We start from the raw sequence: 24,404 nt of genomic DNA on the forward strand, positions 1-24,404 counted from the left end.
GGTGGTTGACTCACATCTCGATCTTGCCGAGGGCTTCACCCATGTCCCGGTCGCCACGCTGGTCCCAGCGGCAGTTGCTCCTGTGTAAGGACAACGGTCCGGCCGCGCCATGCTGACCAGCCACAACCAGGTTGAAACAACCCCAATGTGGCCTTGGTTGCGTTGAATCGGCACTGCGGCGCGAAGCGCCTCCGTTGAGGCGGTGGTGGGGGCATGGGAGGAGCACCGAAGGCCACCTTGGGTGCGTCACACGCACCGAAGGCCGCCTTGGGGCGCTAGCCGCTGAGGCTCGTGACCAGCAACTTCACCAGGGCGCCGAGTCGCTGGCGTTCCGGCTGCAGCGTCTCCACGCCGACCGCTTCCAGCGGCGCCGCCGTCACCGGGCCGACGCACGCGACCACCAGCGGGCCGCGCAGGGCGGCGAGCAGCTCCTCGTACCGGCCGTACTCCCGGGCCAGCGTCAGCAGGTTCGCCGCCGCCGGGGCGCTCGTGAAGGCCAGCGCTCCCAGGTCGCCGGCCACCGCCGCGTCGATCAGATCGTGCACCGGCGTCACGTCGGGCGGCGACATCCAGCGGTACGGCTGCAGCTCGACCAGCGAAGCCCCGGCCGCGACCAGCGGCGCGGTGTGCTCCGGCAACGGCGTCCCGTGCAACTGGACAGCGATCCGCGCCCCCGAAACACCCGCCGAAGCCAGCGAACCGAACAGCTCCGAATTGGTCTCCGAAGAGGCCGAAAAGGACTCGCGCAGCCCGGCGCCGCGGACCGCGCCCACCGCCTTGGGCCCGCGCGCGTAGATCCGCGACTCGCGCAGGCGAACCACCAAGGACTCGGCGAGGCCCCAGCCCGAAGCCGCGTCGAGCCAGCCGCGGAAGCCCGCTCCCGTCGTCACCACCGTGAAGTCGATCGGTTCCGCCACCAGCGAAGCAGTGGCCGCGCGCAGCTCCGGGTCGCTGTCCAGGGGCACGATCGTGATCGTCGGGGCGTGGCGGACCTCGGCGCCGTGGCGTTCGAGGGTCGCGATGAAGTCCTCGGCGCGGCGCTCGGCCGTCACCCCGATCGCGATCCCGCTCAGCTCACCCATAGAACGCGCCCATCTCCTCGATCGCTTCCGCCAGCTCCGCACGCAGGTCCGCCGGTTCGAGGACCTCCAGGTGCGGCCCGAACCGCAGCAGCTCGCCGATGGCCGGTTCGCCCGGCTCCACCGGCAGCTCGACGGTGAGCCAGCCGTCCGCGTCGGGCTCGCCGGTCGCCGCACTCAGCGCGCGGGCGCCGACCGAACCCGCGTAGAACGGTACGAGAGCCTGCGCCCGCGGCGACAGCCGCACCACCGCCACCCGCGGGAACATCCGGCGTTCGAACTGCTCGGACCACTCCTGCCAATAAGCAGCGAGGTCGAACCCCGCCGGCCGCTCGAACTCCTCCCCCAGGTCGGTCAGCTCCAGCACCCGCGAGATCCGGTAGGTACGGTCGGTACCCTCGCAGCGCCCGGCGAGGTACCAGTTGCCCGCCTTGAGGATCAGGCCCAGCGGCTCGACGTCCCGCTCGACCACGCGCTGCCCCCAGCGTTCGTAGCGGATCCGGATCCGGTGCGACGACCAGACGGCGTCGGCGATCCCGGACAGCGTCGGCAGGCTTTCGATACCGCGGTGCCAGCCGGGGACGTCCAGGTAGAACCGCTCGGCGACGCGGCCGGCGCGGTCACGCAGCTCCGACGGCAGCGCCGCGTAGAGCTTGAGCTGCGCCGCGGCCAGGACCGTGCCGAGCCCCAGCTCGACCGCCGCCACCGGCAGCCCGGCCAGCGACAGCGACTGCGCCTCCTCCTCGGTCATCCCCGTGAGCCGCGTGCGGTAGCCGTCGACCAGGCGGTACCCGCCGGTCCGGCCGCGGTCGGCGTACACCGGGACGCCGGACGCCGACAGCGCGTCGATGTCCCGGTAGACCGTGCGCACCGAGACCTCGAGCTCCTCGGCCAGCTCGTCGGCCGTCATCCGGCCGCGGTTCTGCAGCAGCAGGAGGACGGAGAGGAGCCGGCTGGCGCGCATGAAATCCAGTTTGGCAGAAAAACCTGACACAAGCTGACAGGTATGCCCGGCAGGGTGACTCCCATGAACGGATTCACGACGAAGAACTGGGAAGAGAAGATCGTCAGCGGCACCGAAGGCGGCCCGCGGGTGGCCTACGCGCACGCCACGTTCGCGTACGACGGCGTCATCGAGGGTGAGTCGATCTGCGACCTTCTGCTGTACTACGCGGGCGAAGGCTACGACAGCGGGCAGACGACGTCGCCGAGCTTCGAGCGCATCGAGGGCAAGGTCGACGGTCGCGAAGGGACGTTCATCGTGCGGCACGAGTACACGTTCGACGCCAAGGGCATCGCCTCGACGTTCACCGTCGTCCCCGGCTCGGGCACCGGCGACCTGGCCGGGCTGACCGGCAGCGGGACCGCCGGCGGCGCGCTGGGCGAGGACAAGGTGGGCTACACGTTCGAGTACGCGTTCTAGGAGTCGCAAGTGGACCGTCGTCAGGTACTCGCCTACCGCATCGCCGAGCACGGGCTGCACCGCACCGCGCGGGACGTCGCCGATCTCGCGGTCGTCCGGGCCGGGCTGCAGGACAGCATGCGCGACACCGCGTTGCTCGCCCTCGCCGCCCGGCTCGGCGGCGACGTGTCCCTTGTGGACGACGAGCGCCTGGTGCTCGCGTGGACGTTGCGCGGCGCGCCGCACTACCACCTCCGCACGGACCTGCCCGAGGTGATCCGGGCGCTGGTCCCGCTGGACGACGCGGACGCGCTGGCCCGGATGCTCTGGCAGCGCAAAGAACTGGCGGCAACCGGCCTCGCGGCGTCCGAAGTGGTCTTCACGGCGGCGGCCGCGATCCGCGCGGTGGTCAAGGAGCCGATGACGAAGGGGGCGGTGTCGGCGGCGGTGACGAAGAAGCTGCCCCCGGAGTTCGCGCGCTGGTGCCGCGGCTGCAACGCGACGCACATCCACGAGCAGCTGATGCGCATCGCGACACCCCACGCGGGCGTCCGCCTGGTGGCCGGCGCGTCCCCGGCGACGCTGGCACCGCTCGAAGGGCGCGGCCGGGCGCGCCGCACGCCGGACCCGGCGGCCGCGGAGAAGGTGGTGCTGGACTACCTGCGGTTGAACGGCCCCGCGTCCCCGGGCGAAGCTGCGGAGTACGTGGGGACGGCCCGCGCGGTGGTCGACAAGACATGGCCTGCCGATCTGGCGTCGGTGCAGGTCGAGGGCAAGACGCGCTACCTGCCCGCGGATCGCTTGGCGGCGCTGGAGAACCCACCGGAGCCGGAGGTGGTGCGGCTGCTGCCACCGCTGGACCCGTTCATCCAGGCCCGCGACAAGGCGTTGCTGGTCCCGGACCCGGCGCGCCGCAAGGAAGTCTGGAAGATGCTGGGCAACCCGGGAGTGCTGCTCGCGGACGGCGACATAGCGGGCACGTGGCGCACGAAGGGCAGCGGTGCGAAGCTGACGTTCACGGTGACGGCGTTCGACCCGCTCCGCCCGGGGATCCGCGAGGAAGCGGAAGCCGAGGCGGCGCGGGTCGCGGCGGCGCGGGGGTTCGAGAAGCACGCCGTCTCCTGGGTCGGCTGACGGTCACCGCCCGGCGGCGTCGATGTCGCCGTACGCGGTGGTCGCGCGGATGGTCAGGTCCGCCGCGCCCTCGGTGTTCTTGAGCGAGTTGCGGATCCGGCCGTAGGTGGTGCCGGCGTCGAGGGACGCGGAGACGCCGGCGGCCGCGCCGACCGTGATGTCCCCGGCCTGGGTGCTCAGCACGAGGTTGCCGCTCGTGGCCTCGGCGATCCGGATGTCACCCTTGCCGGTGCTGATCTCCGCCGGGCCGGTGAGGCGCCCGACCGAGACGTCGCCGGCGTGGGCGGTGAGGTGCAGGCTCGCGGCCTCGTCGAACACGGCCTCGCCGTGCGCGCCTTCGACGGTGACGTCCCCGAGGCGGCCGACGCCCCGCAGTTCGACACTGGCGGCCTTGGCGCGGACGTCCGACCCGGCGGGCAGCTGGACGGTCACGTCCAGCGAGCCGGACGGGCCGAAGTACTGGTTCTTGGCCGCGCCCTCGATCCGCAGGACACCGTCCTGGAACTCGACCTCGACCTGCTCGGCGGCCTTGACGTCCCGGCTCTTCGCGGGATCGGCGGGCAGGACCTGCACGGTGGTCTCGGCGAGTTCGGAGGCGACGAGCCGCACGCGGCCGGCGGGGATGTCGAGGACGGTGGTGATCGGGGCGGTGGTGGCGAAGTTCTGCATCGTGTTCTCCTGTGGCTCGGTTCCGGTGATGAAGCCACCATCGCGGGCCGGGCTGACACGGAAAGGCCACCACCCTGACACGGCCGCTGACACGCCGGTCAGGCGTCGACGGCCAGCCGGTACCCCCGCTTGACCACCGTCTGCACCACGCGACCGCCCCCCAGCGAAGTCCGCAACCGCCCGATCGCCGTCTCCACCGCGTGCTCCTCCCCGCCCCCAGGCAACGCCGAAATCAACTCGCGCCGCGACACCACTCGCCCCGGCGAAGCCGCCAACGCCCGCAACAACGCCATCGGGGCCGGGGCCACCTCGCGCCACTCGCCGTCCACCACCGCGGCCTGGCCTCGCAGCTCGATCGACAACCCGCCCGCCGAAAAACGCGGCGACCGAGCCAGCAACGTCTCCGACACCGTCCGCGCCAACGCGCCGATCCGCGCCCGGTGCGGCTGGACCGTCGGGACCCCCAACGCCGCCAGCGGAGCCGCCGTGATCGGCCCGACGCACGCCGCGACGCACGGGCCCGACAACGCCGAAACCAACCCCGGCAGCCGGCCCGTTCGGCGGGCCAACGCCAGCAACGATGCCACCGCCGGTGCGCTCGTGAACGGGAGCGCGTGGATCGATCCGTCCAATACTCCGTCCAGCAACCGGTCCACCGGGCCCGGGTCCGCCGGGCCGACCCAGCGGTACACCGACACCTCGATCACCTCCGCCCCCGCCGCGCGCAGGGCGTCCACGAAGTACGGCAACGGCTCGCCGTGCAGCTGCACCGCGATCCGCTTGCCCGTCACGTCCGACGAAAGCAAGTGCTGCAACAACTCCGCGTTGCTCTCCGACGCCGGCGAGTACGCCTCCGACAACCCCGCCGCTCGCAGCGCACCCGTCACCTTCGGGCCGCGCGCCAGCAGCGTGGCCGATGCCAGCCGGGACAGCAGCGCGTCGCCCAGGCCCCAGCCCTCGGCCGCCTCGAGCCAGCCGCGGAAGCCGATGCCCGTCGTCGCCACCACCGCGTCCACAGGGGACTCCAGCAGCCTCGACGTCGCCGCGTGCAGCTCCGTGTCGTCCGTCAGCGGGACGATCCGGATCGCCGGTCCATAACGGACACTCGCCCCCTTGCGCACCAGCAGCGCGCCGAGCTCGTCCGCCCGGCGCGCCGCGGTGATGCCGACCACGAACCCGGTCAGCGGGAGAACACCGGTCACGGGCTCTCCACTTCGACCACGCCCCCTCGCACGCGCACGCCGTACACCGGCACTGTCACGCCGGAATCGTCCAAGCACTGTCCACTGTCGAGCGCGAACCGTTCTTTGTAGACCGGCGACGCGACGACCGGGACCCCGCCCGCGTCGCCGACGATGCCGCGCGAAAGCACCGCCGCGCCGCTGCACGGGTCCCAATTGGACAGTGCGTACCAGCGGTCGCCCGGCAGGTGGAAGATCGCCACCTGCACGCCGTCGAGCAGCGCGGCGACCCCCGCGTACTCCGGCACCGCTTCGGCGGCGCAGACCGCCGTCCAGGTCCGTTCGATCGACGTCGTCATCGGCGCACCTCGCTGTTCGAAAAGCCCGGGACTCCCAGCATCACGGGCACTTTCTGCTCCCGCTCCGAGCGGAACGAGATCGCCGGGTCGGGCGTGCCCGGCGCGTTGACGAACGAGGTGAACCGGGCCAGCTTCTCCGGGTCCTCCAGGACGCCCTTCCACTCGTCGGCGTAGTTGTCGACGTGCTTGGCCATCGCCGCGTCGAGGTCCTCGCAGATGCCGAGCGAGTCGTCGACGATCACCGCGCGCAGGTGGTCGAGGCCGCCGTCGAGCTCCTCGATCCACGGCGCCGTCCGCTGCAGCCGGTCGGCGGTGCGGACGTAGAACATGAGGAACCGGTCGATCGTACGGATCAGGGTGGCGGTGTCCGCATCGGACACGAGCAGGTCGGCGTGGCGCGGGGTCGTGCCTCCGTTACCGCCGACGTAGAGGTTCCAGCCGTTCTCCGTGGCGATGATACCGAAGTCCTTGCTCCGCGCCTCCGCGCACTCGCGCGCACACCCCGACACCGCCGACTTGAGCTTGTGCGGCGACCGCAGGCCGCGGTAGCGCAGCTCCAGCTCGATCGCCAGCCCGACGCTGTCCTGCACGCCGTAGCGGCACCACGTCGACCCGACGCACGACTTGACCGTCCGCAGCGCCTTGCCGTACGCGTGCCCGGACTCGAAGCCCGCGTCGACCAGCCGGCGCCAGATCAGCGGCAACTGGTCCACAGTGGCCCCGAACAGGTCGATCCGCTGCCCGCCGGTGATCTTGGTGTACAGCCCGAAGTCGCGGGCCACCTCACCGATCACGATCAGCTTGTCCGGCGTGATCTCGCCGCCCGGGATCCGCGGCACGACGGAGTACGTGCCGTTGCGCTGGAGGTTCGCCAGGTACCGGTCGTTGGTGTCCTGCAACGTCATCTGCTCGCCGCCGAGGACGTGCCCGTTGCCGAGGGTGGCCAGGATGGACGCCACCGCCGGCTTGCAGATCGCGCAGCCGCTGCCCGAGCCGTAGCGGCCGATCAGCTCGCTGAACGTCGTGATCCGGGTGGCCTGGACGATCTCGAACAGCTCCGCGCGCGACTGCGGGAAGTGCTCGCACACGGCCTTCGACTGCTCGACGCCGGCCGCGCTCAGCAGCTTGCCGAGCAGCGGGACGCACGAGCCGCACGCGGTGCCGGCGCGGGTGCACGCCTTGAGCTTGGGAACGGTGTCGCAGCCGTCCTCGTGGATCGCGCGGGTGATCGCACCCTTGGAAACCGCGTTGCACGAACAGATCTGCGCCGCGTCGGGCAGCGCGTCGACGCCGACCGCGGCGCCGCCGCCCGCCGGGGCGAGGATCGCGCCCGGCTCCGCGGGCAGCGGACGGCCGACCAGCGCACGCAGGGTGTTGTACTCGGTCGCGTCGCCGACGAGCACACCGCCGAGCAGCGTCTTGCCGTCGTCGGTGACGACGAGCTTCTTGTACGTCCCGGCCACCGCGTCGTTGACGGCGACCTCCAGCGCGCCTTCGGTTGTCGCGTGCGCGTCCCCGAACGACGCCACGTCGACGCCCATCAGCTTCAGCTTCGTCGACGTGTCCGGCTCCGGGAACTCGCCGGACCCGCCGGTGATCTGCGCCGCGACGATCTCGGCCATCGCGTAACCGGGCGCGACGATGCCGTACACGCGCCCGTCGACCGCCGCGCACTCGCCGATGGCGTACACCGAGGGATCGCTGGTGCGGCACGACAGGTCGGTCAGCACACCACCGCGTGGACCGACGTCCAAACCGGACTGGCGAGCCAGGTCGTCGCGCGGCCGGACGCCGGCGGAGAACACGACGAGGTCGACGTCGAGCTCGGTGCCGTTGCCCAGCTTGGCCAGCAGCCGCGAGCCGTCGGCCTCGATGGCGTCGGTGGACGTTCCCGTGTGGACGGTCACGTCGAGGTTCGTGATGAGCCGCCGCAGCAGCGACCCGCCGCCCTCGTCGACCTGCAGCGGCATCAGCCGCGGTGCCATCTCGACGACGTGCGGGGAGAGTCCCATGTCCCGCAACGCCTTCGCGGCCTCCAGGCCGAGCAGGCCGCCGCCGATGACGACGGCCGACCGCCGCCCGCGGCCCGGCTTGTCGACCGCGGCCGCGCGGATCGCGTCGAGGTCCTCGATGGTCCGGTAGACGAAGCAGCCGGGCAGGTCGTGGCCCGGCACCGGCGGCACGAACGGCCGCGAGCCGGTGGCCAGGACCAGCGCGTCGTACGAGATGACGTCGCCGGATGCCGTGGTGACCGTCTTCGAAGCTCGGTCGACCGACGTGACCAGCGAACCCAAGCGGAGATCCACAAAGGAATCGCCCGCGTAGTCCGAGCCGGGTAGCGCCAGCGAAGCGGGGTCCCAGGTGTCCACGTAGGACGTGAGCGCCACCCGGTCGTACGCCGGGCGCGGCTCCTCGGACAGGACGACGACGTGCCAGTTGCCGGCGGGGTCTTCCGCGCGCACCGCCTCCACGAGCCGGTGGGCGACCATGCCGTGACCGGCGACGACCAGGGTGGGCATCTCAGACCTCCGCTCCCGCGAGCGCCAGACCGCGCTCACTCGTGGGCTGTTCGGCGGGCTTGCGCAGGTAGACCGCCCAGGTGACGGCGAAGCACAGCCCGTAGAAGACCAGGAATCCGATGAACGCGGGGACGCCGCTGTGCGCGTCGGCGAACGACTGCCGGAAGGCGAGGTTGATGAACAGCCCGCCCACGGCGCCGATCGCGCCGGCCAAGCCGATCAGCGCGCCCGACAGGCGCCGCGCCTTCAGCAGCTCGGCCGCCTCTTCCGCACCGCTCGAGATCGCGATCTTCGCCTTGGCGCGGAAGATCGCCGGGATCATCTTGTACGTCGAGCCGTTGCCGACCCCGGCCAGCACGAACAGCACGATGAACGCGACCGTGAACAGCACGAGGGACTCCGACGTCGAGGCCAGGATCAGCACGACCGTCGCCAGCGCCATCCCGATGAACGTGACGAACGTGATCCTGCCGCCGCCGATCCGGTCGGCCAGCCAGCCGCCGGTGGGCCGGGAGAGCGAGCCGAGCAGCGGGCCGAGGAACGTCACCGCGGCCGCCTGCAGCGGGGTGCGGCCGAACTGGTTCTGCAGCACCAGGCCGAAGGCGAAGCTGTAGCCGATGAACGAGCCGAACGTGCCGACGTAGAGGAACGACATCACCCAGGTGTGCGGCTCCTTGACGACCTCGCGCATCGCCTTCGTGTCACCGCGAACCGTGGCGAGGTTGTCCATGAAGAAGTACGCGCACACCGCGGCGACGACGATCAGCGGGAGGTAGACGTAGAGCACGATCCGCGGTGCGGTCGCGCCCGCCGTCCCGATCACCAGCAGCCCGATCAGCTGGATCGCGGCGACGCCGAGGTTGCCGCCGCCCGCGTTGAGGCCGAGCGCCCAGCCCTTGTGCTTCTCCGGGTAGAAGGTGTTGATGTTCGTCATCGACGACGCGAAGTTGCCGCCGCCGACCCCGCCGAGCGCCGCGACCAGCAGGAACGTGCCGAGCGACGTGCCGGGGTGCAGCACGACCGCCGCGAGGATCGTCGGGATCAGCAGCAGGGCGGCGGAGACGACCGTCCAATTGCGACCGCCGAACTTCGCCACGGCGAACGTGTAGGGCAGCCGCATCAGGCCGCCGATCAGCGTCGGCGTCGAGACGAGCAGGAACTTGTCGGCGGCGGAGAAGCCGTAGTCCTTGCCCATGAACAGGACGATGACCGACCACAGTGTCCAGACCGAGAATCCGATGTGCTCGGCCAGCACGGAGAACCAGAGGTTCCGGCGCGCGATCTTCTTGCCGGTCGCCTCCCAGAACTGTTCGTTCTCCGGCTCCCAGTGCTCGATCCAGTGCTTTCCTCGGTGTGCCACGGGGTTCTCCTCAGAGCGGGTCGGGTCGGTCATTGCGCCGCGAGCCAGTTGGCGATGCCGCCGACGGTGTCGGTGCACCCGCCGCAGCCCGTCGTGGCTCGCGTGGCCCGCGCCAGTGCGGGAGTGTCGGTGGCCCCGGCCTTCCACGCCTCGATCAACCGGCCCTTGGTGACGTTGTTGCAGCGGCAGATGACCGCCGCCGCGGGCAGGTCGGCCGGGCTGGCCGCCGGGGCGCTGCCGCTGGGCAGTGCGCGGCCCAGCAGGACCGCCAGCCGGTCGTCGGGCAGCGGCGTGCCGCGGTCGTGGAACTGGGTGATCGACGCGGCCGCGTCGGGCAGGCCGAGCAGGATCGCCCCGGTGACGCGGTTTTCGCGGACGACGAGCTTGCCGTACCGGCCGCCGGTGGGGTCGTTGAAGGTGAGTACCTCGGCGTCCGGAGTGCCGGCCTCAAGCTGCGTTTCGCCCAGCGCGGCGAGGTCGATGCCGCGGGCCTTGAGCCGGGTGACGGCCGTCGTGCCGCGATAGCGGGCGGCCGCGTTGGTGCCGGTCAGGACGTCGGCGAGGACCTCGGCCTGCTCCCACGCCGGCTGGATCAGCCCGGCCGGCGCGCCGGGGTGGCGGGCGCAGTCGCCCAGGGCGTGGACGCGGCCGTCGCTGGTGCGCAGGACGTCGTCGACCAGGATGCCCATGTCGACGTCGAGGCCGGCGTCGGCGGCCAGGCTCGTCTCGGCGCGGACGCCGGCGGCGACCACGACGAGGTCGGCCGGGACGAGGGTGCCGTCGTCGAGCTTGAGGCCGTCGCCGGGCAGGTAGCGGGCGGCGGTGGCGCCGAACTTGAACGTGACGCCCATGTCGGTGAGCTGACGGGCCAGCACGTGCCCGGCGGCCGGGTCGAGCTGGCGTTCCATGACGTGCCCGAGCGGGTGCACGACGGTCACCTGGTTGCCGCGCCCGGCCAGCCCGCGGGCGGCTTCGAGGCCGAGCAGGCCACCGCCGAGGACGGCGACCGGCGCGCCGAAGCGGGCGGCGTCGAGGATCTTGGCGCAGTCGTCGAGACTGCGAAAGGCGACGACGCCGGGCCCGGCTTCGAGGCCTTCGACGGGTGGGATCCAGGGGTTGGCGCCGGTGGCGAGCACCAAGGCGTCGTAGTCCACAGTGGAGCCGTCGCCGAGTTCGACGCAGCGCTTCTCACGGTCGATGCGGATGACGTCGACCCCGAGCCGCAGGTCGATGTTGTGGCGCGCGGCCCATTCGTCGTCGTGGAGCCGGACGCTTTCGGCACTCATCCCGCCGGCCACGACGGCCGAGAGGAGGACGCGGTTGTAGGCGGCGTGCTTTTCGGCACCGAGGACGGTCAGGCGGACGCGTTCGGCGATCGGGTCGCGGCGGCGGATCTCGTCGGCCAGCCGGGCACCGGCCATGCCGTAGCCGACGACGACGACTTCACGGGGGGTCATGCGGCACCATCCACAGTAGACAGAGACACGGCACACACCTTGAACTCCGGCATCCGGCTCACCGGGTCGAGCACCGGGTTGGTGAACAGGTTGGCGCGCTGCTCACCGGGGAAGTGGAACGGCAGGAAGACGAGATCGGGCCGCAACGACTGGACGAACCGGACGCGCGCGAGCGTCTCGCCCCGGCGCGACCGGATCCTCGCCTGGTCGCCTTCTTCGAGTCCGGCCCGCTTGGCCGTGTCGGGATGGACTTCGACGAACGCTTCGGGGACGACGTCGTTGAGTTCCTTGATCAGCCGCGTTTGCGCGCCGGACTGGTACTGCTGCAGGACGCGTCCCGTGGTGGCCTGCAACGGGAACTCGTCGTCCGGCAGCTCGGCCGGGCCGGTGTGCTCGACGGGCACGAACCGCGCACGGCCGTCGGGGTGGGCGAACGATTCGAGGAACATCCGCGGGGTGCCGGGGTGGTCGTCCGAGGGCACCGGCCAGTGCAGGGCCTCACCGTTGCGGAGGCGCTGATAACTGACGCCGGAGTAGTCGGCGATCCCGCCCTTGGACGCGATCCGCAGCTCCTCGAACACCGTCTCCGGGTCGGTCGGAAAGCCCGGCGTTCCCAGCCGGTTCGCGAGTCCGTTGAGGACGTCCAGATCGGACCGTACGCCCGGCGGCGCGTCGATCGCCTTGCGCCGCAGCAGGACACGACCTTCGAGATTGGTGAGCGTGCCGTCTTCCTCGGCCCACTGCGTGACCGGGAGGACGACGTCGGCCAGCGCGGCCGTCTCCGACAGCACGAAGTCGGCGACGACCAGGAAGTCCAATGCGGACAGTCGATCTTGGACGCGCTCAGACCGTGGCGCCGAGACGACGACGTTGCTGCCGAACACCATCAGTGCCTTGGGGCCGTCGTCGGTGCCGAGCGCGTCGAGGAGTTCGACGGCACTTCGGCCAGGCCCGGGCAGGCTGTCCGGTTCGACGCCCCAGACGCCGGCGACGTACTCGCGCGCGGCGGGGTCGTCGAGCTTGCGGTAGCCGGGCAACTGGTCGGCCTTCTGGCCGTGCTCGCGGCCGCCTTGGCCGTTGCCCTGGCCGGTGAGGCAGCCGTAGCCGGCGCCTTCGCGGCCGGGCAGGCCCAGCGAGAGGGCCAGGTTGATCCAGCCGCCGACGGTCGCGGTGCCGGTGGCGTGCTGCTCGGTGCCGCGCGCGGTGAGGATGTAGACGTTGCGGGCGTTGGCGAGCTTCGCGGCGGCGAGGCGCATGTCGGCGGCCGAGACACCGGTGACGCGCTCGGCGCGTTCCGGCCACCAGTTCGCGGCGATCCGCCAGGCGTCTTCGAACCCGGTCGTCCGCGCGTCCACATAGGACTGGTCGAGGTGGCCGCCTTCGACGACGGCGTGCAGGATGCCCAGTGCCAGCGCGAGGTCCGTACCGGGCGCGGGGGCGAGGTGCAGGCTCGCCAGCTCGGCGGTGGGGGTGCGCCGCGGGTCGACGACGATCAGGTCGGCCCCGCGCAGGTGCTGGGTGAACGGCGGCATGGTCTCGGCCGGGTTGGCCCCGGCGAGCAGCACGACGTCGGCGTTCTTGAGATCGGTGACGGGGAAGGGCATCCCGCGGTCGGCCCCGAAGGCCTTGGTCCCGGCGGCGGCGGCCGAGGACATGCAGAAGCGGCCGTTGTAGTCGATCTGCGAGGTGCCGAGCGCGACGCGGGCGAACTTGCCGAGCAGGTAGGCCTTCTCGTTGGTGAGGCCGCCGCCGCCGAAGATCGCGACGCCGTCCGGGCCGTGGTTCTCTTGCGTTTCCCGCAGCTTGCGCGCGACGAAGTCGAGGGCGAAGTCCCAGCTGACGGGCTCGAGGGCGCCGTCGACGCGGATCATCGGGGTGGTTAGGCGCTTCGGCGACCCGAGGAGCGAGCCGGAGGTCCAGCCCTTCTGGCAGAGGCCGCCGGCGTTGACGGGGAAGTCCCGCGGCGCGACGCGGGAGCCGTCGAGGGTCATGCCGCACTGCAGCGCGCAGTACGGGCAGTGGGTGTCGACCTGCGGCACGGGCACCTCCTCGGCGGTTCGGGGATGCCCTGACGCTAAGGAGGCCGTGTTAAGCGGATTCGACGGAATGTTTCAGGCAGTTGACATTGCGGCGGTGTGTCCGCCGCCCGGCCGGTGAGATCCGCGTCCGAGGTGTGGGAGTAGGGAGGTCAGCGGCGCCTCTCCTGTTGTGTCCGGCGATCTTGCGACCTCGGTCACAAGGGCCCCCAGCCCTCCTGCTCGAACAGCCGCCGCTCGAACCACCACGGCGACGAGTTGAGCGGGTCGGGCAGCGTCCGCGCCGCGAACCGCCGGTCGACCCGGGACAGCACGACGCCGACCAGCGCCCGCTCCCGGCGCGGCAGGTCGGCCAGCACCTGGGCGAGCATCCAGCGGGTGCCGACCGGATCGCACGCGGGGGCGGAACAGGCCGGCAGCGTGAGCCGGAACGGCGGCCGCGTCGCTCTCTCCCAGTCCTGAAGCAGGTCGGCGACGAAACCGGGTGAGCCGCCTTTGGCCGCTTCGGCGAAGGCGAGCTGCCGCTGGGCGCGGCGGGAGAGACAAGGGATCTTGGCCGGCGGCGGCCCCGCGACATCGAGTCGCCGGGGGTGGCGCAGGCTTCCGGGGCGCCTACGCGGCATGGCCCTTTCGGTAGCTGATCACCAGACCATCGTCCCGGAAGTGCACGGCCATCACAAGACGCCGGAGACTTCGCGCGCCGCAGCTCGAAGCCCGTCCAGCGACGCCTGCGTCGAACGAGGGTTCAGCGCGTTGGACGCCAACCGGAACAGCACCGCCCGCAACAGCAACTGCGGCCACTCCGGCAGATGCGCCCACCGCTCCAGCAACTCCCGCGACGCCCCGCCCCAAGCCAGCGCGTCCACCGCCACGATCGCCGCGCCGTACTCGCCCGGGCGGTAGTACGGGACGAAGTCCACCACCCCCGGCGCACCCTCGCCGTCGAACAGCAGGCCCGCCAGGAGCTCTCCGTGCGCCACCTGCAACGGCAGCTCGATCGGGCGGCGGGCGCCGGCCAGTACCTCGAACCAGCGGCCGCCCTTCGTTTCCTCCAGGGGGACCTCGAGTTCCTCCCACGCCACCCGGTCGGCGGTCGCGTCGACGTCGCGGCGGCTCGCCAGGAACTCCGGGCGGGGCAGGCCGATCGTCGCGCGGTGCAGCTTCACCGCCGCCAGTACCGACTCGTCGCCGCGGTGCTCGGGGGTTCCCGGCACGAACCGGGACGCCGTCCAGCCGCCGACGATCCAGCGGCCGTCGCTCGAGCGGACCGGCTTCGCCACCCGCAGGCCCGGCTCGTCGACGTAGTCGAGCGCGCGGGCCGTCCACAGTGTCCTGGCCTTGTCCGTCACCGGCTTGAACACGAGGTCGCCGCTGCGCCACGCCGTCGAGTCCGGCAGCGGTTCGGCGGCGTCGCCGGGGCCGCCGAAGGCCGCGCAAACGTGCGCCGGAGGGCGCCCGAGGGTTGTCCGCACAACTGCCGACGGTACCCGGCCCGGTGTTTCACGAACGAGAAGACGCGCTGGTCACAGAGTGTTTTAGAACTCGGACGAAACGTCGTGAAGGCCGCCTCCGAAGCCGGAGGCGGCCTTCACGGACAACCACTGTCAGTAGGTCGGCAGGCTCGGGTCGATCTGCTTGGCCCAGGCCAGCACGCCACCGCCGAGGTGCGTCGCGTCCTTGAAACCGGCCGCGTGCAGGGCCGCCAGCGCCTCCGCCGAACGAGCGCCCGACTTGCAGTGCAGGACGATCGGCTTGTCCTGCGGCAGCTCGGCCAGCGCCTCGCCCGAAAGGATGCGGTCCTTCGGGATCAGCGTCGCGCCCTTGATGTTGACGATCTCGTACTCGTGCTGCTCGCGGACGTCGATCAGCGCGAAGTTCTCGCCGCTGTCGAACTTGGCCTTGAGCTCCGCCGGCGTGATCGTGCTGCCGGACGCCGCGGAAGCCGCCTCGTCGGAAACCACACCGCAGAACGCCTCGTAGTCGATCAGCTCGGTGATCTTCGGGGTCTCCGGGTCCTTGCGGATCTTGACCTCGCGGTACTTCATCTCCAGCGCGTCGTAGCTGATCAGCCGCCCGAGCAGCGGCTCGCCGATGCCGGTGATGAGCTTGATCGCCTCGGTAACCATGATCGAGCCGATGGACGCGCACAGCACGCCCAGCACGCCACCCTCGGCGCAGGAGGGGACCATGCCCGGGGGCGGCGGCTCCGGGTAGAGGTCGCGGTAGTTCAGGCCCTTGCCGTTCGGCGCGTCCTCCCAGAAGACGCTGACCTGGCCCTCGAACCGGAAGATCGAGCCCCAGACGTACGGCTTGCCGAGGAGCACCGCGGCGTCGTTGACCAGGTAGCGCGTCGCGAAGTTGTCGGTGCCGTCGACGATCAGGTCGTACTGCTCGAAGATCTCCAGCGCGTTCGACGAGTCCAGCCGGTCGGTGTGCAGGTGCACCTTGACCAGCGGGTTGATCTCCGCGATCGACTCCTGCGCGGACGCAGCCTTGAGCTTGCCGACGTCGGACTGGCCGTGGATGACCTGGCGCTGCAGGTTCGACTCGTCCACGACGTCGAAGTCGACGATGCCGAGCGTGCCGACGCCGGCCGCGGCCAGGTACAGCAGCGCGGGGCTGCCGAGGCCGCCAGCCCCGATCACCAGGACCTTCGCGTTCTTCAGCCGCTTCTGCCCGGTCACCCCGACGTCCGGGATGATCAGGTGACGGCTGTACCGGGCCACCTCTTCCTTGGTGAGCTCGGCAGCCGGCTCGACGAGCGGCGGCAGTGCTGACATGGGTCCTCCATCTCGCGCGCGTATCGCGTCCATCCCACTATGCACAACGCGCGCAGGCAAATAAGCCTTCCCATGTCCGCATGGTGGGAAGGACTACGGCTTCGGCGTGGGATTCGGCCAGGCGTTGGGCAGGCAGGTGCGGCCGTCCTTGGCCACCTTCCCCTTGTCGCCGCCGGGGATGTCGTTGAGCATCGACACGTAGTTGTCGTCCACGCCGAAGGACTGCTGCATCATCACCGGCGCGGGCTGGCCGTTGCCGCCGCAGCCGACGTGCTGGTTGCCCAGCGCGTGGCCGACCTCGTGGTTGATGGCGTACTGCCGGTAGCCGGTCATGTCGGCGTTGAACGCCTTCGCGCCGCGCACCCAGCGGCCCAGGTTGATCAGCACCCGGCCCAGGCTCTTGCGGTAGCAGGACGCCTCGAACTTGATCTGGAAACCGCAGGCGTCGGCCCGGTGGGTGGTCTCCGGCGTGGTGAGGCTCACCCTGAACGACGGGTTCGGGAAGTTGGCGTCGACGCGCTGCAGCGCGATCTTGCCGTCCCAGGTCCACCCCTTCTTGGGGTCGGACAGCGTGCCCTGGACGGCGGCCGCGAAGGCGTCGTCGCCGGCGTAGCTCGCCGGGTCGATGCCGTCCTCGACCTCGACCGTGTAGGTGTAGAGCTTCCCGGTGCCGACCTTCGGGCCGCTGCCCGGCACGACGTGCCACTTCCCGGCGCCGGCCTGGGTGAACGGGGTGCCCTCGGGCAGGTCGGCGGTCGGCACCTTGAGGTCGACCGGGGTGGCCGGGTTCTCCGGGATGGTCTGCTCGCCGTCGCCGTCGATCGCGCCGCCCGCCGCGTCGCCGCCCGCCGATTCGACGCCGGCGGGCGCGCCCTGCTCGGCGATCGGCTCGGCCGGGCTGTTCGCGGTGTTGACCACGACGAGCACGGTCAGCACGACGAGGATCGGCAGGGCGTAGACGCGCCAGCCATAGGTCTTCGTGAGCTTCGCGATCCCCGTCTTCTGCGGTGGCGCGGCCTGCTCGCGCGAGGCCTCGACGCGCGGCTTCCACGACGCGCTCAGCGGCTCGGCGCTGGTGCGCCGCCCACCGGGGCGGTAGCGGTCCTCGCCGACGCGCTGGGCGGGCTGCTTGGCCGGGCGGTACTGCCCGGTCCGCGGGGCGTCCTCGGGCTCGGGGCTGCCGGTCGTGCGGCGGGCCGACGCGCGGTGGGGAGCCCGCCGATCGTCGCCTCGCGCGTCCTGCTTCACCCGATCCACCGCACCAGGGTGCCACAGCGCCACCGAACCGTTATCGGCGACTGGCGGTCCGCCCGGGGATTTGTTGTCACCCGATCGGACTACCAAGTGCCGTCTTCGACGTGCTCCCACATGCCCAGGACGGCCTTCGCTACGACGATCGGGCGTTCCATCTGCGCCACGTGGCCGGTCCGCGGCAGCACGAGCAACCGGGCCTTCGGGATGACCCGCGCCGTCCGCATGGCGCGCCTCACCGAAATGACGCGGTCTTCGCGCCCCCAGACCACCAGCGTCGGGGCCTGGACCCGCGGCGCCGCCGACCAGAGCGACGCCTTCCCGAGCGTCGACCACGCGCGGAAGATCGCGAACGTGCTGCGCGCCATCGCCGGCGCGGCCCAGGCGAACCCGGCGCGGGCGCCGTGTTCCTCGGCCAGTTCGTCAAGCCGTTCGGCCGGGAAGCGCGACGGGTCGGCGAAGCACAGCTTGATCACCTGCGCGGCGCGTTCGCGCGGGCCGAGGGCGGCCAGCTGGGCCCGCACCCGGGCTCCGACCAGCGGGAGGTACGCCAGCGCCATCCGCGGGTCGGACAGCCGGCGCGGGTCGAGACGGCGGTCCGGCATGGCGGGCGAGATGAGCGTCAGCGTCTTGACCAGCTCCGGGCGCCGCTCGGCGATGAGCAGCGCGATGGCGCCGCCCATCGAGTTGCCGAGCAGGTGGACGGGCGCGCCGACGTCCTCGATGTGCCGCGCGACGACTTCGGCGTGGGCCTGGAGGCTGAAGTCGAAGCCTTCCTCGGGCTCGGACCAGCCGAAGCCGGGCAGGTCGGGCGCGGTGCCGCCGGCGACCGGGGCGAGCAGCGCGGCCAGGTCGGTCCAGTTCGTCGACGAGCCGCCGAGGCCGTGCACGTAGACCGCGGGCACGCCGTCCGGGCCCGGCGTGCGGCGGACGTGGAGGCGGGCGGTCCCGACCTCTTCGAACGCCGCGGGCCACGGCGGTTTCAACGGCTCGAGGGGCGGCAATTCCCTGGTCGACAGGGGCACGTGCGTCAGCGGCGCCCGCGTGGTCGCGGCGGTGTTCACGGATTCAGGATGCCCGACCCGTGGCAAGGCATACATACCGGCGAGTAATCTTCAGGTCGACTTCACGCGGTGGCGACCCCGCCCGTCGAAGAAGCGATGACGGGAGGACGGGCATGACGGAGATGACGCGGCTGCAGCAACGTGGGGTGCGCCTGCCCCGGACGGAACGGCGGGCCCAGCTCCTCGCCGCGGCGCAGCGGGTCTTCGCCGAGAACGGCTACCACGCCGCCGCGATGGACGAGATCGCCGAAGTGGCCGGTGTCAGCAAACCGGTGCTCTACCAGCACTTCCCCGGCAAGCTCGACCTGTACATCGCGCTGCTGGAGAGCCACGTCGACGAACTCGTGAAGCGCGTGCAGACGGCACTGGACTCGACGACGGAGAACCGCCAGCGCGTCCCGGCGACGGTCGGGGCGTTCTTCGACTTCGTCAGCGAGGACGCGGGCGCGTTCCGGATGGTGTTCGAGTCCGATCTGCGCGGCGAGCCGGCGGTCCAGGAGGCGGTCGACCGGGCGACGTCGGCGAGCGTGGACGCGATCACCGAGACGATCACGGCGGACGCGGGCCTCGACGAGGACAAGGCGCGGCTGCTGGCGGTGGGCTTGGTCGGGATGAGCCAGGTCAGCGCGAGGTTCTGGCTGCAGCACCACCAGTCGATGAGCCGCGAGGAAGCGGTTGCTTTGACGGCCAACCTGGCTTGGCGAGGCATCGGCGGCGGCTTCCCCCTCAAGGACGCCTGACACTCACTGCCAAAAGCGGTACTTTCACGTGAAAGTACCGCTTTTGGCAGTGGCTGTCAGTTCGAGGCGGCGGTGCGGACCAGCGCGGAGATCCGGCGGGCCACCTCGAAGGGACGCTCCTGCGGGAGCATGTGCCCGGCCCCGGGGAACCGGACGAACTCCGCGTGCGGCAGCTCGTCCGCGATCACCTTCGCGTGCGCCAGCGGGCACAGCCGGTCCCGCTCCCCCGCCAGCACCACCGAAGGCACGTCGCACAACGCGCCCAACCCGCCCACCCCACGGTGAGCCGCGATCGCGTCCAGGAACATCCCCGCGCTCGCCGGGTGGGCCGCCAGCAGCTGCTCGACGACGCTGTCCACCTGCTCACGTCCTGGACGCACGCCGAACACCAGCCGGCGCGCGCCCGAGCGGACCATCCCCGGCCGCAGCCGCAGCGTGTCCGACTTCAGCCGGGCCAGCAGGCGGGCCACCCGCGGCTCGAAGCGCGTCACGCCCCGGCCGACCAGGCCCGGGAACCCGAGCGTCAGCTTGTCCATGTCGCCCGACGACGTCGCCACGAACGCCGCCCCGGCCAGCCGATCCCGCACCAGCGCCGGGTGCCGCTCGGCGAGCACCATCAGCGTCATGCCGCCCATCGAGTGCCCGGCGAGGACGAGAGGCCCGGAAGGGACGCGCGAAGCGATGAGCTCGGCGAGGTCGTCGGCCAGCCGCGCGATCGTGGCGCCGTCGCGCCGGGCGTGCGCCGAACCGCCGTGGCCGCGCAGGTCGTAGCGCAGCACGCGCACGCCGGGGTCGAGGTGCGGCAGCACGAAGTCCCACGTCCGGTGGTCCTGCGTCCAGCCGTGCACGAGCACGAGCGTCACCGCCGAGTCGGCCGGCCCGGACTGCGAGACGTGCAGCGCGGCGCCGTCGCTCGTGACGAACCGGTGCTCGATCGAGGGGTCGCGCAGCCGCGACGCGGTGGTCACCGGCCCGCCGGGAGCAGGAACGACTTGCGCCAGAAGTACTTCCCGGGCAGCCCGACCAGGCCGGACTCCTGCAGGAACGGCATGATCTTCTCCCCGGCCCACGCGATCGTCCCCTGCCAGTGCGGGTTGTTCAGCGCCGCTTCGACGCCGTCGCGCGGCCGGATGCCGACCGCCTTGTAGACGTTCGGGTTGATGAACGCCCGCGTCACGAAGTACGAGATCAGCGCGATGACGAACTGCTGGTAGGCGATCTCGGCCTTGGACAGCTTCGCCATGCCGCGCGTGACCTCTTCGCGGGCGAAGGTGACGTGCCGGGCCTCTTCGAGCACGTGGATCCGGTTGACCATCCGGACCAGCGGCTGGACGCCCTCGTCGTTCATCTGCTCGCGCTGCAGCCGGTCCAGGACCTCCTCGGCGACCAGGATCGCGCCGTAGCGCGCCGGGCCGTAGGAGATCGACGGCATCAGCTTCGCGAGCTTCCGCAGCCACGGCACCGGGCCGTACGCGGGGCAGCCGATCCGCGACGCCATCCGCGCGAACATCGTCGAGTGGCGGCACTCGTCGGCGATCTCGGTGAGCGCGAACTGGGCGTGCGCGGACGTCGGGTCCTCTTCGTAGACCTCCTTGAGCAGCATCTGCATCAGGAGGATTTCGAACCACAGCCCGGTCGTCGCGACGCTCGCGACCTCGTGCTTGCCCAGCTCGATCCGCTGCTCGGGGGTCAGCTTCTCCCAGAGTTCGGTGCCGTAGAGCGAGGAGCGTTCGTCCAGGATGAAGCGTTTGCCCTCGACCAGCGGCGCCGTCCAGTCGATGTCGACGTCGGGGTCGTAGAACTTGTTCGCCGACGACTTCAGCAGTCGGTCCGCGGTCTTTTCGCGATCCGGTTCCTTCAGCGTCCGCGTCATTGCCGACACCCCTTCCGCAATGTGTAACTTGAGGTAACAGTTACCTGTGCGTAGCATGAGCCTCGTGATCGAACGTGTCAAGCGCTCCGGCAAGCAGCCCAGGTCCTCGTCGCGCGACGAGGAGGCGACCGGCGACGCCCGCCGCGACCGCTGGCGCAAGCACCGGATCGCGCGGCGCAAGGAGTTCGTCGAGGCCGCGCTGCGGGCGCTCGACACGCACGGCCCCGACCTCGGCATGGAGGACGTCGCCGCGGAGGCCGGCGTCACGAAACCGGTGCTGTACCGGCACTTCGACGACAAGGCCGACCTCTACGTCGCCCTCGGCCAGCGCGGCACCGAGATCCTCTTCGAGCGGCTGATCCCGGCGATCAACGCCGAGCTGGCGCCGGTCCCGCGGATCCGGATGGCCCTGGACGCGTTCTTCACCGTGATCGAGGAGCACCCGAACCTGTACCGGCTGCTGGCGCACGGGCGGCCGGACAAGCCGGTGTCGTCGGACGTCGTGGCCGAGGACAAGGAACTGATCGCGACGGCGCTGACGGCGCTGCTCGGCGACTACATGCGGATGTTCAACATGGACTCCGGCGCGGCCGAGCCGTGGGCGCACGGCATCGTCGGCATGGTCCAGAACACCGGCGAGTGGTGGCTGGACCGCCGCTCGATGGGCCGCGACGCGGTCGTGGAGTACCTGACGCAGATCATCTGGGCGGCGATCGACGGCCTGACCCGCCAGCACGGCGTGGTCATCGACCCGAACCTGCCCCTGGAAGCCAACAAGGTGGTCCAGCTGGGCCGCGCGGAAGGCCTGGAGGAAACGTCATGAGCGAGCACGACGAAGACGGCTACAGCGGCGAAGCAACCCTGGTGGTCGACGGCGTTTCCCTGCCGGTGACGGTCGAGCTGCGCGGCTACTTCCAGCCGATCGACGGCTTCTACCGCTGGTACGGCCGGGTGGCGGTCGACGAGGAGCTGACCCGCCTGGCCGGCGGCAAGAAGAAGCCGGTGACGATCCAGGCGGGCCAGTACACGGCGACGGGCGAGCTGTCGGACCCGGACCCGTGGGGGCGCTACCGGATCACGGGCTCGAGCACCCCGCCGTTCCACGTTCCGACGACGTTGGAAGAGCTGAACGCCTAGGGCAGGCGCGGGGCCGGCAGTTCCACGCCGGGCAGCAGGCCGTTCGCGATGTCCGTCGCGCGCCACTTCCGCACGGTCAGCCGGACCGCCGTGACCGGCTGGGACAGGAACGGCGCCGCCTCCGGGACCTTCGCCACGAGCAGCTCGCGCACCTTCGCGTCTTCTTCGGCGCCGACGACCTCGGCGAGCGCCTGGGCCTGCAGGAACGGCTGCATCGGCGAACCGGTCGAGACGACCACCGACACCACCGGGTTCTCCCGGATCGCGGCCAGCGTCCGGCCGCGGTCCTCGAGGACGAGGTTGAGCGTGAACTCGCCGGTCTCGGCGAAGTACACCCCGCCGACCCACGGCCCGGTGCTGCCCGAGGTGGCGAGGAACAACGACTTGTGCGCGGAGAGGGTGCTCCGCACGAGGTCCGCGACGGCGGCCTGTTCGAGAGTGGTCACCGGGCGAAGCTAGGCAGCCCGGCGGCGACACACCAAGGAACCGGAGCCGATCCGGTGAAAAGTGCCGCCCACCAGGGGGACGACGTCTCGTACACCAGAGCAGCTTCCCTGCGATTCAACTCCCGCAGAGGGACCACTCTGGCGTGCGAGCTCAGGGATCCTTGCGGCTTCCGTTGATGAACAGCGCGCCCACGATCGTCGCACCCGACCCCACCAGTGACGGTAGCACCAGCCGGCCGAGTTCGAGGGCGTACTCGGGGGTCACTCCGTGGTTCCACACCGCGACGAGCGTCAGCGCGAACACCACCAGGAGCACGGTCGCGACCCCGATGAGGACCCACTGCTGCATCCGCTCGGTCGCTTTGCGCTGCTCGGATTGTTCCCGTTGCTGGAAGGTCGCGGTCAAAGGCTGTGTCACGTTGCTCGGAGGCACCACCTCGTGCGCCAGGACCGGGCCCGAGCCGGGGATTTCGTCGGACCACGCTTCGAGCGAGACCCCAACGTCGCCCGGTGTGGAAGCCGCCGCGCCGGCCGGAACCAGGTCCTCGGCCGGCGCGGCGCCCTCACTCGCTCGCCCCTCAGTTGGGCTCATGACTCCTTGCCCGAGTCGTTCGAGACGTACGGGATCGCGAACGCCACCGGTCCGTCCGCCACGTCCCGCTGGTCTTCCTTGCCGCGGGCGACCAGTCCGTTCTCCGCCGGGGTGGTGTTGGCCGTCGCGCTCCGGAGAGGCGGATGTCGAAGGCTGACGGGCTCGGGATCTTCGGGCTGGCGCTTTGTTCTGGTCATGGTGATCTCCCTTCGAAGCGGGGGAAGAGGAACGCCCGGATGCAGCTTCAGGTCGTGAAGCGACAACGCCGGCCGGGGCATGACTGGGGAGGTGCGACCTTCCTCACGGAGGGTACATCGGATGTGGCTCTGGTGTGTGACCTAAGAGCCTGTGAAGTGTCTGAGATACACGTTTTTTGAACCTGAGAAGCGACTAAGACGTGTGAGTGACGCGCGTCGGCCGTACCAACCTGCACCGGTTACACTGAAAATTCTTAGCTTGACCTTTGTAACGCCGGGCGCTGAGATGTCGAGTTATGTGGCAAGACACGAGAGCGGGATGGACGCTATGTGTGGCATGATCGTTTGCAGGAGTCAGCGGTGAGTCACTTCCAGCCCACATGTGGCCCACCTTCAGCCCAGCGGTCGCACCCGTGTCCGCAAGCGTGTTGTACGTCGGCCATCTGAACGCCACTGACGAGAAGAGGGACCCATGCCCAAACAGCCGAGCTCATCAGCCGCCACCCGACGCGACGTCCAGACTCCCGAGCAGCGCCAGGACTCCGACGGAGCCAATCCGGCCACTCAGGCCCCGAAACGGATCAACGTTGCCGTCAACGCCGAGACGATCGAGGCATTGCAAAAGGTCATCGAACGGGAAGGCGTCACCCTCACCGAGGCGGTTCGCCGCCTGATCGGCTACGGCGAGGTGCTGTACCGCGCCGTCAAAGAAGAGAACGCCGAAGTCCTTCTCAAAAGCGGACAGAACACCAAGCAAGTGATCATCCTGTGAGCCGGTTCTCCACGGCAGCACTCTGCTCTCAACTCTGTTCGGTTTTCAATGATCTCTGAGGTCCCGCCGAACCTCGACACTCGTCGGCAATGCACATGCATCTGCATGTGCAGGTTGCTAACTCATGACTACTGCCCTCCGTCATTTCGAACACAAGGTGTGTTCGCGCAGCTTTAGTCGTCACTGGCCGGTGTAACCGTTACACCCCGCTACGTACCGTTGTAGGGCCATAGGACCCGGGTACTTCACAGGGTTCCACCACACCGACGCCGCCACGAGGACGACGTTGCCTCAGCACGAGGTTTTCGCCCGATCAGCGGCACAACCGGCCCCGGACGGCCAGCCAGACTCTCGGT

Annotated in this window: 25 protein-coding genes; 6 read left to right on the forward strand and 19 right to left on the reverse strand. The window is 70.7% G+C overall.

Going from position 1 to position 24,404, the window contains the following annotated elements:
* Positions 1–275 precede the first annotated feature (275 nt).
* Complete coding sequence (locus tag ACIQWX_RS00005; protein ID WP_400863389.1) at positions 276–1,082, reverse strand: uroporphyrinogen-III synthase; 807 nt, start codon at positions 1,080–1,082, stop codon at positions 276–278.
* On the reverse strand, positions 1,075–2,043 hold the full coding sequence (locus tag ACIQWX_RS00010) for a helix-turn-helix transcriptional regulator (protein WP_400863392.1): 969 nt from the start codon (positions 2,041–2,043) through the stop codon (positions 1,075–1,077). Before ACIQWX_RS00010 ends, ACIQWX_RS00005 begins: the two co-directional genes overlap by 8 nt.
* A 63-nt stretch (positions 2,044–2,106) precedes the next feature.
* On the opposite strand from ACIQWX_RS00010, the gene ACIQWX_RS00015 reads away from it, so the two are divergent.
* Complete coding sequence (locus ACIQWX_RS00015; protein WP_400863395.1) at positions 2,107–2,502, forward strand: DUF3224 domain-containing protein; 396 nt, start codon at positions 2,107–2,109, stop codon at positions 2,500–2,502.
* Between the two features lie 9 nt (positions 2,503–2,511).
* Positions 2,512–3,615, forward strand: a complete 1,104-nt coding sequence (locus ACIQWX_RS00020; RefSeq protein ID WP_400863398.1) for a DNA glycosylase AlkZ-like family protein — start codon at positions 2,512–2,514, stop codon at positions 3,613–3,615.
* A 3-nt stretch (positions 3,616–3,618) separates the two neighbouring features.
* On the opposite strand, the gene ACIQWX_RS00025 is transcribed toward ACIQWX_RS00020, so the two are convergent.
* The 12 genes from ACIQWX_RS00025 to ACIQWX_RS00080 all read right to left on the reverse strand — a co-directional run bounded on the left by ACIQWX_RS00025 (position 3,619) and on the right by ACIQWX_RS00080 (position 18,327).
* Positions 3,619–4,284 carry a DUF4097 family beta strand repeat-containing protein gene (locus tag ACIQWX_RS00025; RefSeq protein WP_400863401.1) on the reverse strand — a complete coding sequence of 222 codons (666 nt, stop codon included), beginning with the start codon at positions 4,282–4,284 and terminating at the stop codon, positions 3,619–3,621.
* A gap of 98 nt (positions 4,285–4,382) precedes the next feature.
* Positions 4,383–5,486, reverse strand: a complete 1,104-nt coding sequence (locus ACIQWX_RS00030) for a uroporphyrinogen-III synthase (RefSeq protein ID WP_400863404.1) — start codon at positions 5,484–5,486, stop codon at positions 4,383–4,385.
* Positions 5,483–5,824: a nitrite reductase small subunit NirD gene (gene nirD, locus ACIQWX_RS00035; protein WP_400863406.1), complete on the reverse strand. Its 342-nt coding sequence runs from the start codon at positions 5,822–5,824 to the stop codon at positions 5,483–5,485. Before nirD ends, ACIQWX_RS00030 begins: the two co-directional genes overlap by 4 nt.
* Positions 5,821–8,343, reverse strand: coding sequence for a nitrite reductase large subunit NirB (nirB, locus tag ACIQWX_RS00040; RefSeq protein WP_400863408.1), 2,523 nt, complete (start codon positions 8,341–8,343; stop codon positions 5,821–5,823). Before nirB ends, nirD begins: the two co-directional genes overlap by 4 nt.
* A gap of 1 nt (position 8,344) precedes the next feature.
* On the reverse strand, positions 8,345–9,736 hold the full coding sequence (locus tag ACIQWX_RS00045; RefSeq protein ID WP_400863411.1) for a nitrate/nitrite transporter: 1,392 nt from the start codon (positions 9,734–9,736) through the stop codon (positions 8,345–8,347).
* Positions 9,733–11,160, reverse strand: a complete 1,428-nt coding sequence (locus ACIQWX_RS00050) for an FAD-dependent oxidoreductase (RefSeq protein ID WP_400863414.1) — start codon at positions 11,158–11,160, stop codon at positions 9,733–9,735. The genes ACIQWX_RS00045 and ACIQWX_RS00050 overlap by 4 nt, the downstream gene beginning before the upstream one ends.
* On the reverse strand, positions 11,157–13,199 hold the full coding sequence (locus ACIQWX_RS00055; RefSeq protein ID WP_400863417.1) for a molybdopterin oxidoreductase family protein: 2,043 nt from the start codon (positions 13,197–13,199) through the stop codon (positions 11,157–11,159). The genes ACIQWX_RS00050 and ACIQWX_RS00055 overlap by 4 nt, the downstream gene beginning before the upstream one ends.
* A gap of 194 nt (positions 13,200–13,393) precedes the next feature.
* Positions 13,394–13,819: a hypothetical protein gene (locus ACIQWX_RS00060; protein ID WP_400863420.1), complete on the reverse strand. Its 426-nt coding sequence runs from the start codon at positions 13,817–13,819 to the stop codon at positions 13,394–13,396.
* A gap of 51 nt (positions 13,820–13,870) precedes the next feature.
* Positions 13,871–14,668, reverse strand: a complete 798-nt coding sequence (locus ACIQWX_RS00065) for a TIGR02569 family protein (protein WP_400863422.1) — start codon at positions 14,666–14,668, stop codon at positions 13,871–13,873.
* Positions 14,669–14,800: 132 nt separating this feature from the next.
* Positions 14,801–15,976, reverse strand: a complete 1,176-nt coding sequence (gene moeZ / locus ACIQWX_RS00070; protein ID WP_400863425.1) for an adenylyltransferase/sulfurtransferase MoeZ — start codon at positions 15,974–15,976, stop codon at positions 14,801–14,803.
* A gap of 93 nt (positions 15,977–16,069) precedes the next feature.
* Complete coding sequence (locus ACIQWX_RS00075; RefSeq protein WP_400863428.1) at positions 16,070–17,233, reverse strand: DUF3152 domain-containing protein; 1,164 nt, start codon at positions 17,231–17,233, stop codon at positions 16,070–16,072.
* A gap of 80 nt (positions 17,234–17,313) precedes the next feature.
* Positions 17,314–18,327: an alpha/beta hydrolase gene (locus ACIQWX_RS00080; RefSeq protein ID WP_400863431.1), complete on the reverse strand. Its 1,014-nt coding sequence runs from the start codon at positions 18,325–18,327 to the stop codon at positions 17,314–17,316.
* Between the two features lie 77 nt (positions 18,328–18,404).
* On the opposite strand from ACIQWX_RS00080, the gene ACIQWX_RS00085 reads away from it, so the two are divergent.
* Positions 18,405–19,031, forward strand: coding sequence for a TetR/AcrR family transcriptional regulator (locus ACIQWX_RS00085; RefSeq protein WP_400863433.1), 627 nt, complete (start codon positions 18,405–18,407; stop codon positions 19,029–19,031).
* Between the two features lie 56 nt (positions 19,032–19,087).
* On the opposite strand, the gene ACIQWX_RS00090 is transcribed toward ACIQWX_RS00085, so the two are convergent.
* Together ACIQWX_RS00090 and ACIQWX_RS00095 are read right to left on the reverse strand one after the other, a co-directional pair.
* Complete coding sequence (locus ACIQWX_RS00090) at positions 19,088–19,999, reverse strand: alpha/beta fold hydrolase (RefSeq protein ID WP_400863436.1); 912 nt, start codon at positions 19,997–19,999, stop codon at positions 19,088–19,090.
* Entirely contained in the window at positions 19,996–20,904 is a 909-nt protein-coding gene (locus ACIQWX_RS00095; protein WP_400863438.1) for a diiron oxygenase, read from the reverse strand. The genes ACIQWX_RS00090 and ACIQWX_RS00095 overlap by 4 nt, the downstream gene beginning before the upstream one ends.
* Positions 20,905–20,959: 55 nt before the next feature.
* Between ACIQWX_RS00095 and ACIQWX_RS00100 the strand changes: the two genes are divergently transcribed.
* Both ACIQWX_RS00100 and ACIQWX_RS00105 read left to right on the forward strand, forming a co-directional pair.
* On the forward strand, positions 20,960–21,727 hold the full coding sequence (locus ACIQWX_RS00100; RefSeq protein WP_400863441.1) for a TetR/AcrR family transcriptional regulator: 768 nt from the start codon (positions 20,960–20,962) through the stop codon (positions 21,725–21,727).
* Positions 21,724–22,041, forward strand: a complete 318-nt coding sequence (locus tag ACIQWX_RS00105; RefSeq protein WP_400863444.1) for a DUF4873 domain-containing protein — start codon at positions 21,724–21,726, stop codon at positions 22,039–22,041. Before ACIQWX_RS00100 ends, ACIQWX_RS00105 begins: the two co-directional genes overlap by 4 nt.
* Here ACIQWX_RS00105 and ACIQWX_RS00110 read toward each other — a convergent pair.
* From ACIQWX_RS00110 to ACIQWX_RS00120, 3 genes are all read right to left on the reverse strand, one after another.
* Positions 22,038–22,487 (reverse strand): pyridoxamine 5'-phosphate oxidase family protein, encoded by a 450-nt coding sequence (locus ACIQWX_RS00110; protein ID WP_400863446.1) that lies wholly within the window; start codon positions 22,485–22,487, stop codon positions 22,038–22,040. The two genes, ACIQWX_RS00105 and ACIQWX_RS00110, sit on opposite strands and share 4 nt — an antisense overlap.
* 151 nt (positions 22,488–22,638) lie before the next feature.
* Positions 22,639–23,079, reverse strand: coding sequence for a hypothetical protein (locus ACIQWX_RS00115; protein ID WP_400863448.1), 441 nt, complete (start codon positions 23,077–23,079; stop codon positions 22,639–22,641).
* The gene (locus ACIQWX_RS00120) at positions 23,076–23,276 is read right to left on the reverse strand and encodes a hypothetical protein (protein WP_400863450.1); all 201 of its coding nucleotides are present in this window, start codon (positions 23,274–23,276) and stop codon (positions 23,076–23,078) included. The genes ACIQWX_RS00115 and ACIQWX_RS00120 overlap by 4 nt, the downstream gene beginning before the upstream one ends.
* Positions 23,277–23,748: 472 nt before the next feature.
* Here ACIQWX_RS00120 and ACIQWX_RS00125 point away from each other — a divergent pair, with 472 nt between their 5' ends.
* Complete coding sequence (locus ACIQWX_RS00125) at positions 23,749–24,048, forward strand: ribbon-helix-helix protein, CopG family (protein ID WP_400863453.1); 300 nt, start codon at positions 23,749–23,751, stop codon at positions 24,046–24,048.
* Positions 24,049–24,404 lie beyond the last annotated feature (356 nt).

The organism is Amycolatopsis sp. NPDC098790, assembly GCF_044759945.1.
GTDB lineage: Bacteria > Actinomycetota > Actinomycetes > Mycobacteriales > Pseudonocardiaceae > Amycolatopsis.

Bases quoted from the DNA above. Each gene is read 5' to 3' on its own strand.
- ACIQWX_RS00005 (WP_400863389.1), bottom strand. From the start codon at position 1,082: ATGGGTGAGCTGAGCGGGATCGCGATCGGGGTGACGGCCGAGCGCCGC.
- ACIQWX_RS00010 (WP_400863392.1), bottom strand. From the start codon at position 2,043: ATGCGCGCCAGCCGGCTCCTCTCCGTCCTCCTGCTGCTGCAGAACCGC.
- ACIQWX_RS00015 (WP_400863395.1), top strand. From the start codon at position 2,107: ATGAACGGATTCACGACGAAGAACTGGGAAGAGAAGATCGTCAGCGGC.
- ACIQWX_RS00025 (WP_400863401.1), bottom strand. From the start codon at position 4,284: ATGCAGAACTTCGCCACCACCGCCCCGATCACCACCGTCCTCGACATC.
- nirD (WP_400863406.1), bottom strand. From the start codon at position 5,824: ATGACGACGTCGATCGAACGGACCTGGACGGCGGTCTGCGCCGCCGAA.
- nirB (WP_400863408.1), bottom strand. From the start codon at position 8,343: ATGCCCACCCTGGTCGTCGCCGGTCACGGCATGGTCGCCCACCGGCTC.
- ACIQWX_RS00045 (WP_400863411.1), bottom strand. From the start codon at position 9,736: ATGACCGACCCGACCCGCTCTGAGGAGAACCCCGTGGCACACCGAGGA.
- ACIQWX_RS00050 (WP_400863414.1), bottom strand. From the start codon at position 11,160: ATGACCCCCCGTGAAGTCGTCGTCGTCGGCTACGGCATGGCCGGTGCC.
- ACIQWX_RS00060 (WP_400863420.1), bottom strand. From the start codon at position 13,819: ATGCCGCGTAGGCGCCCCGGAAGCCTGCGCCACCCCCGGCGACTCGAT.
- moeZ (WP_400863425.1), bottom strand. From the start codon at position 15,976: ATGTCAGCACTGCCGCCGCTCGTCGAGCCGGCTGCCGAGCTCACCAAG.
- ACIQWX_RS00080 (WP_400863431.1), bottom strand. From the start codon at position 18,327: ATGTATGCCTTGCCACGGGTCGGGCATCCTGAATCCGTGAACACCGCC.
- ACIQWX_RS00085 (WP_400863433.1), top strand. From the start codon at position 18,405: ATGACGGAGATGACGCGGCTGCAGCAACGTGGGGTGCGCCTGCCCCGG.
- ACIQWX_RS00095 (WP_400863438.1), bottom strand. From the start codon at position 20,904: ATGACGCGGACGCTGAAGGAACCGGATCGCGAAAAGACCGCGGACCGA.
- ACIQWX_RS00100 (WP_400863441.1), top strand. From the start codon at position 20,960: ATGAGCCTCGTGATCGAACGTGTCAAGCGCTCCGGCAAGCAGCCCAGG.
- ACIQWX_RS00105 (WP_400863444.1), top strand. From the start codon at position 21,724: ATGAGCGAGCACGACGAAGACGGCTACAGCGGCGAAGCAACCCTGGTG.
- ACIQWX_RS00115 (WP_400863448.1), bottom strand. From the start codon at position 23,079: ATGAGCCCAACTGAGGGGCGAGCGAGTGAGGGCGCCGCGCCGGCCGAG.
- ACIQWX_RS00120 (WP_400863450.1), bottom strand. From the start codon at position 23,276: ATGACCAGAACAAAGCGCCAGCCCGAAGATCCCGAGCCCGTCAGCCTT.
- ACIQWX_RS00125 (WP_400863453.1), top strand. From the start codon at position 23,749: ATGCCCAAACAGCCGAGCTCATCAGCCGCCACCCGACGCGACGTCCAG.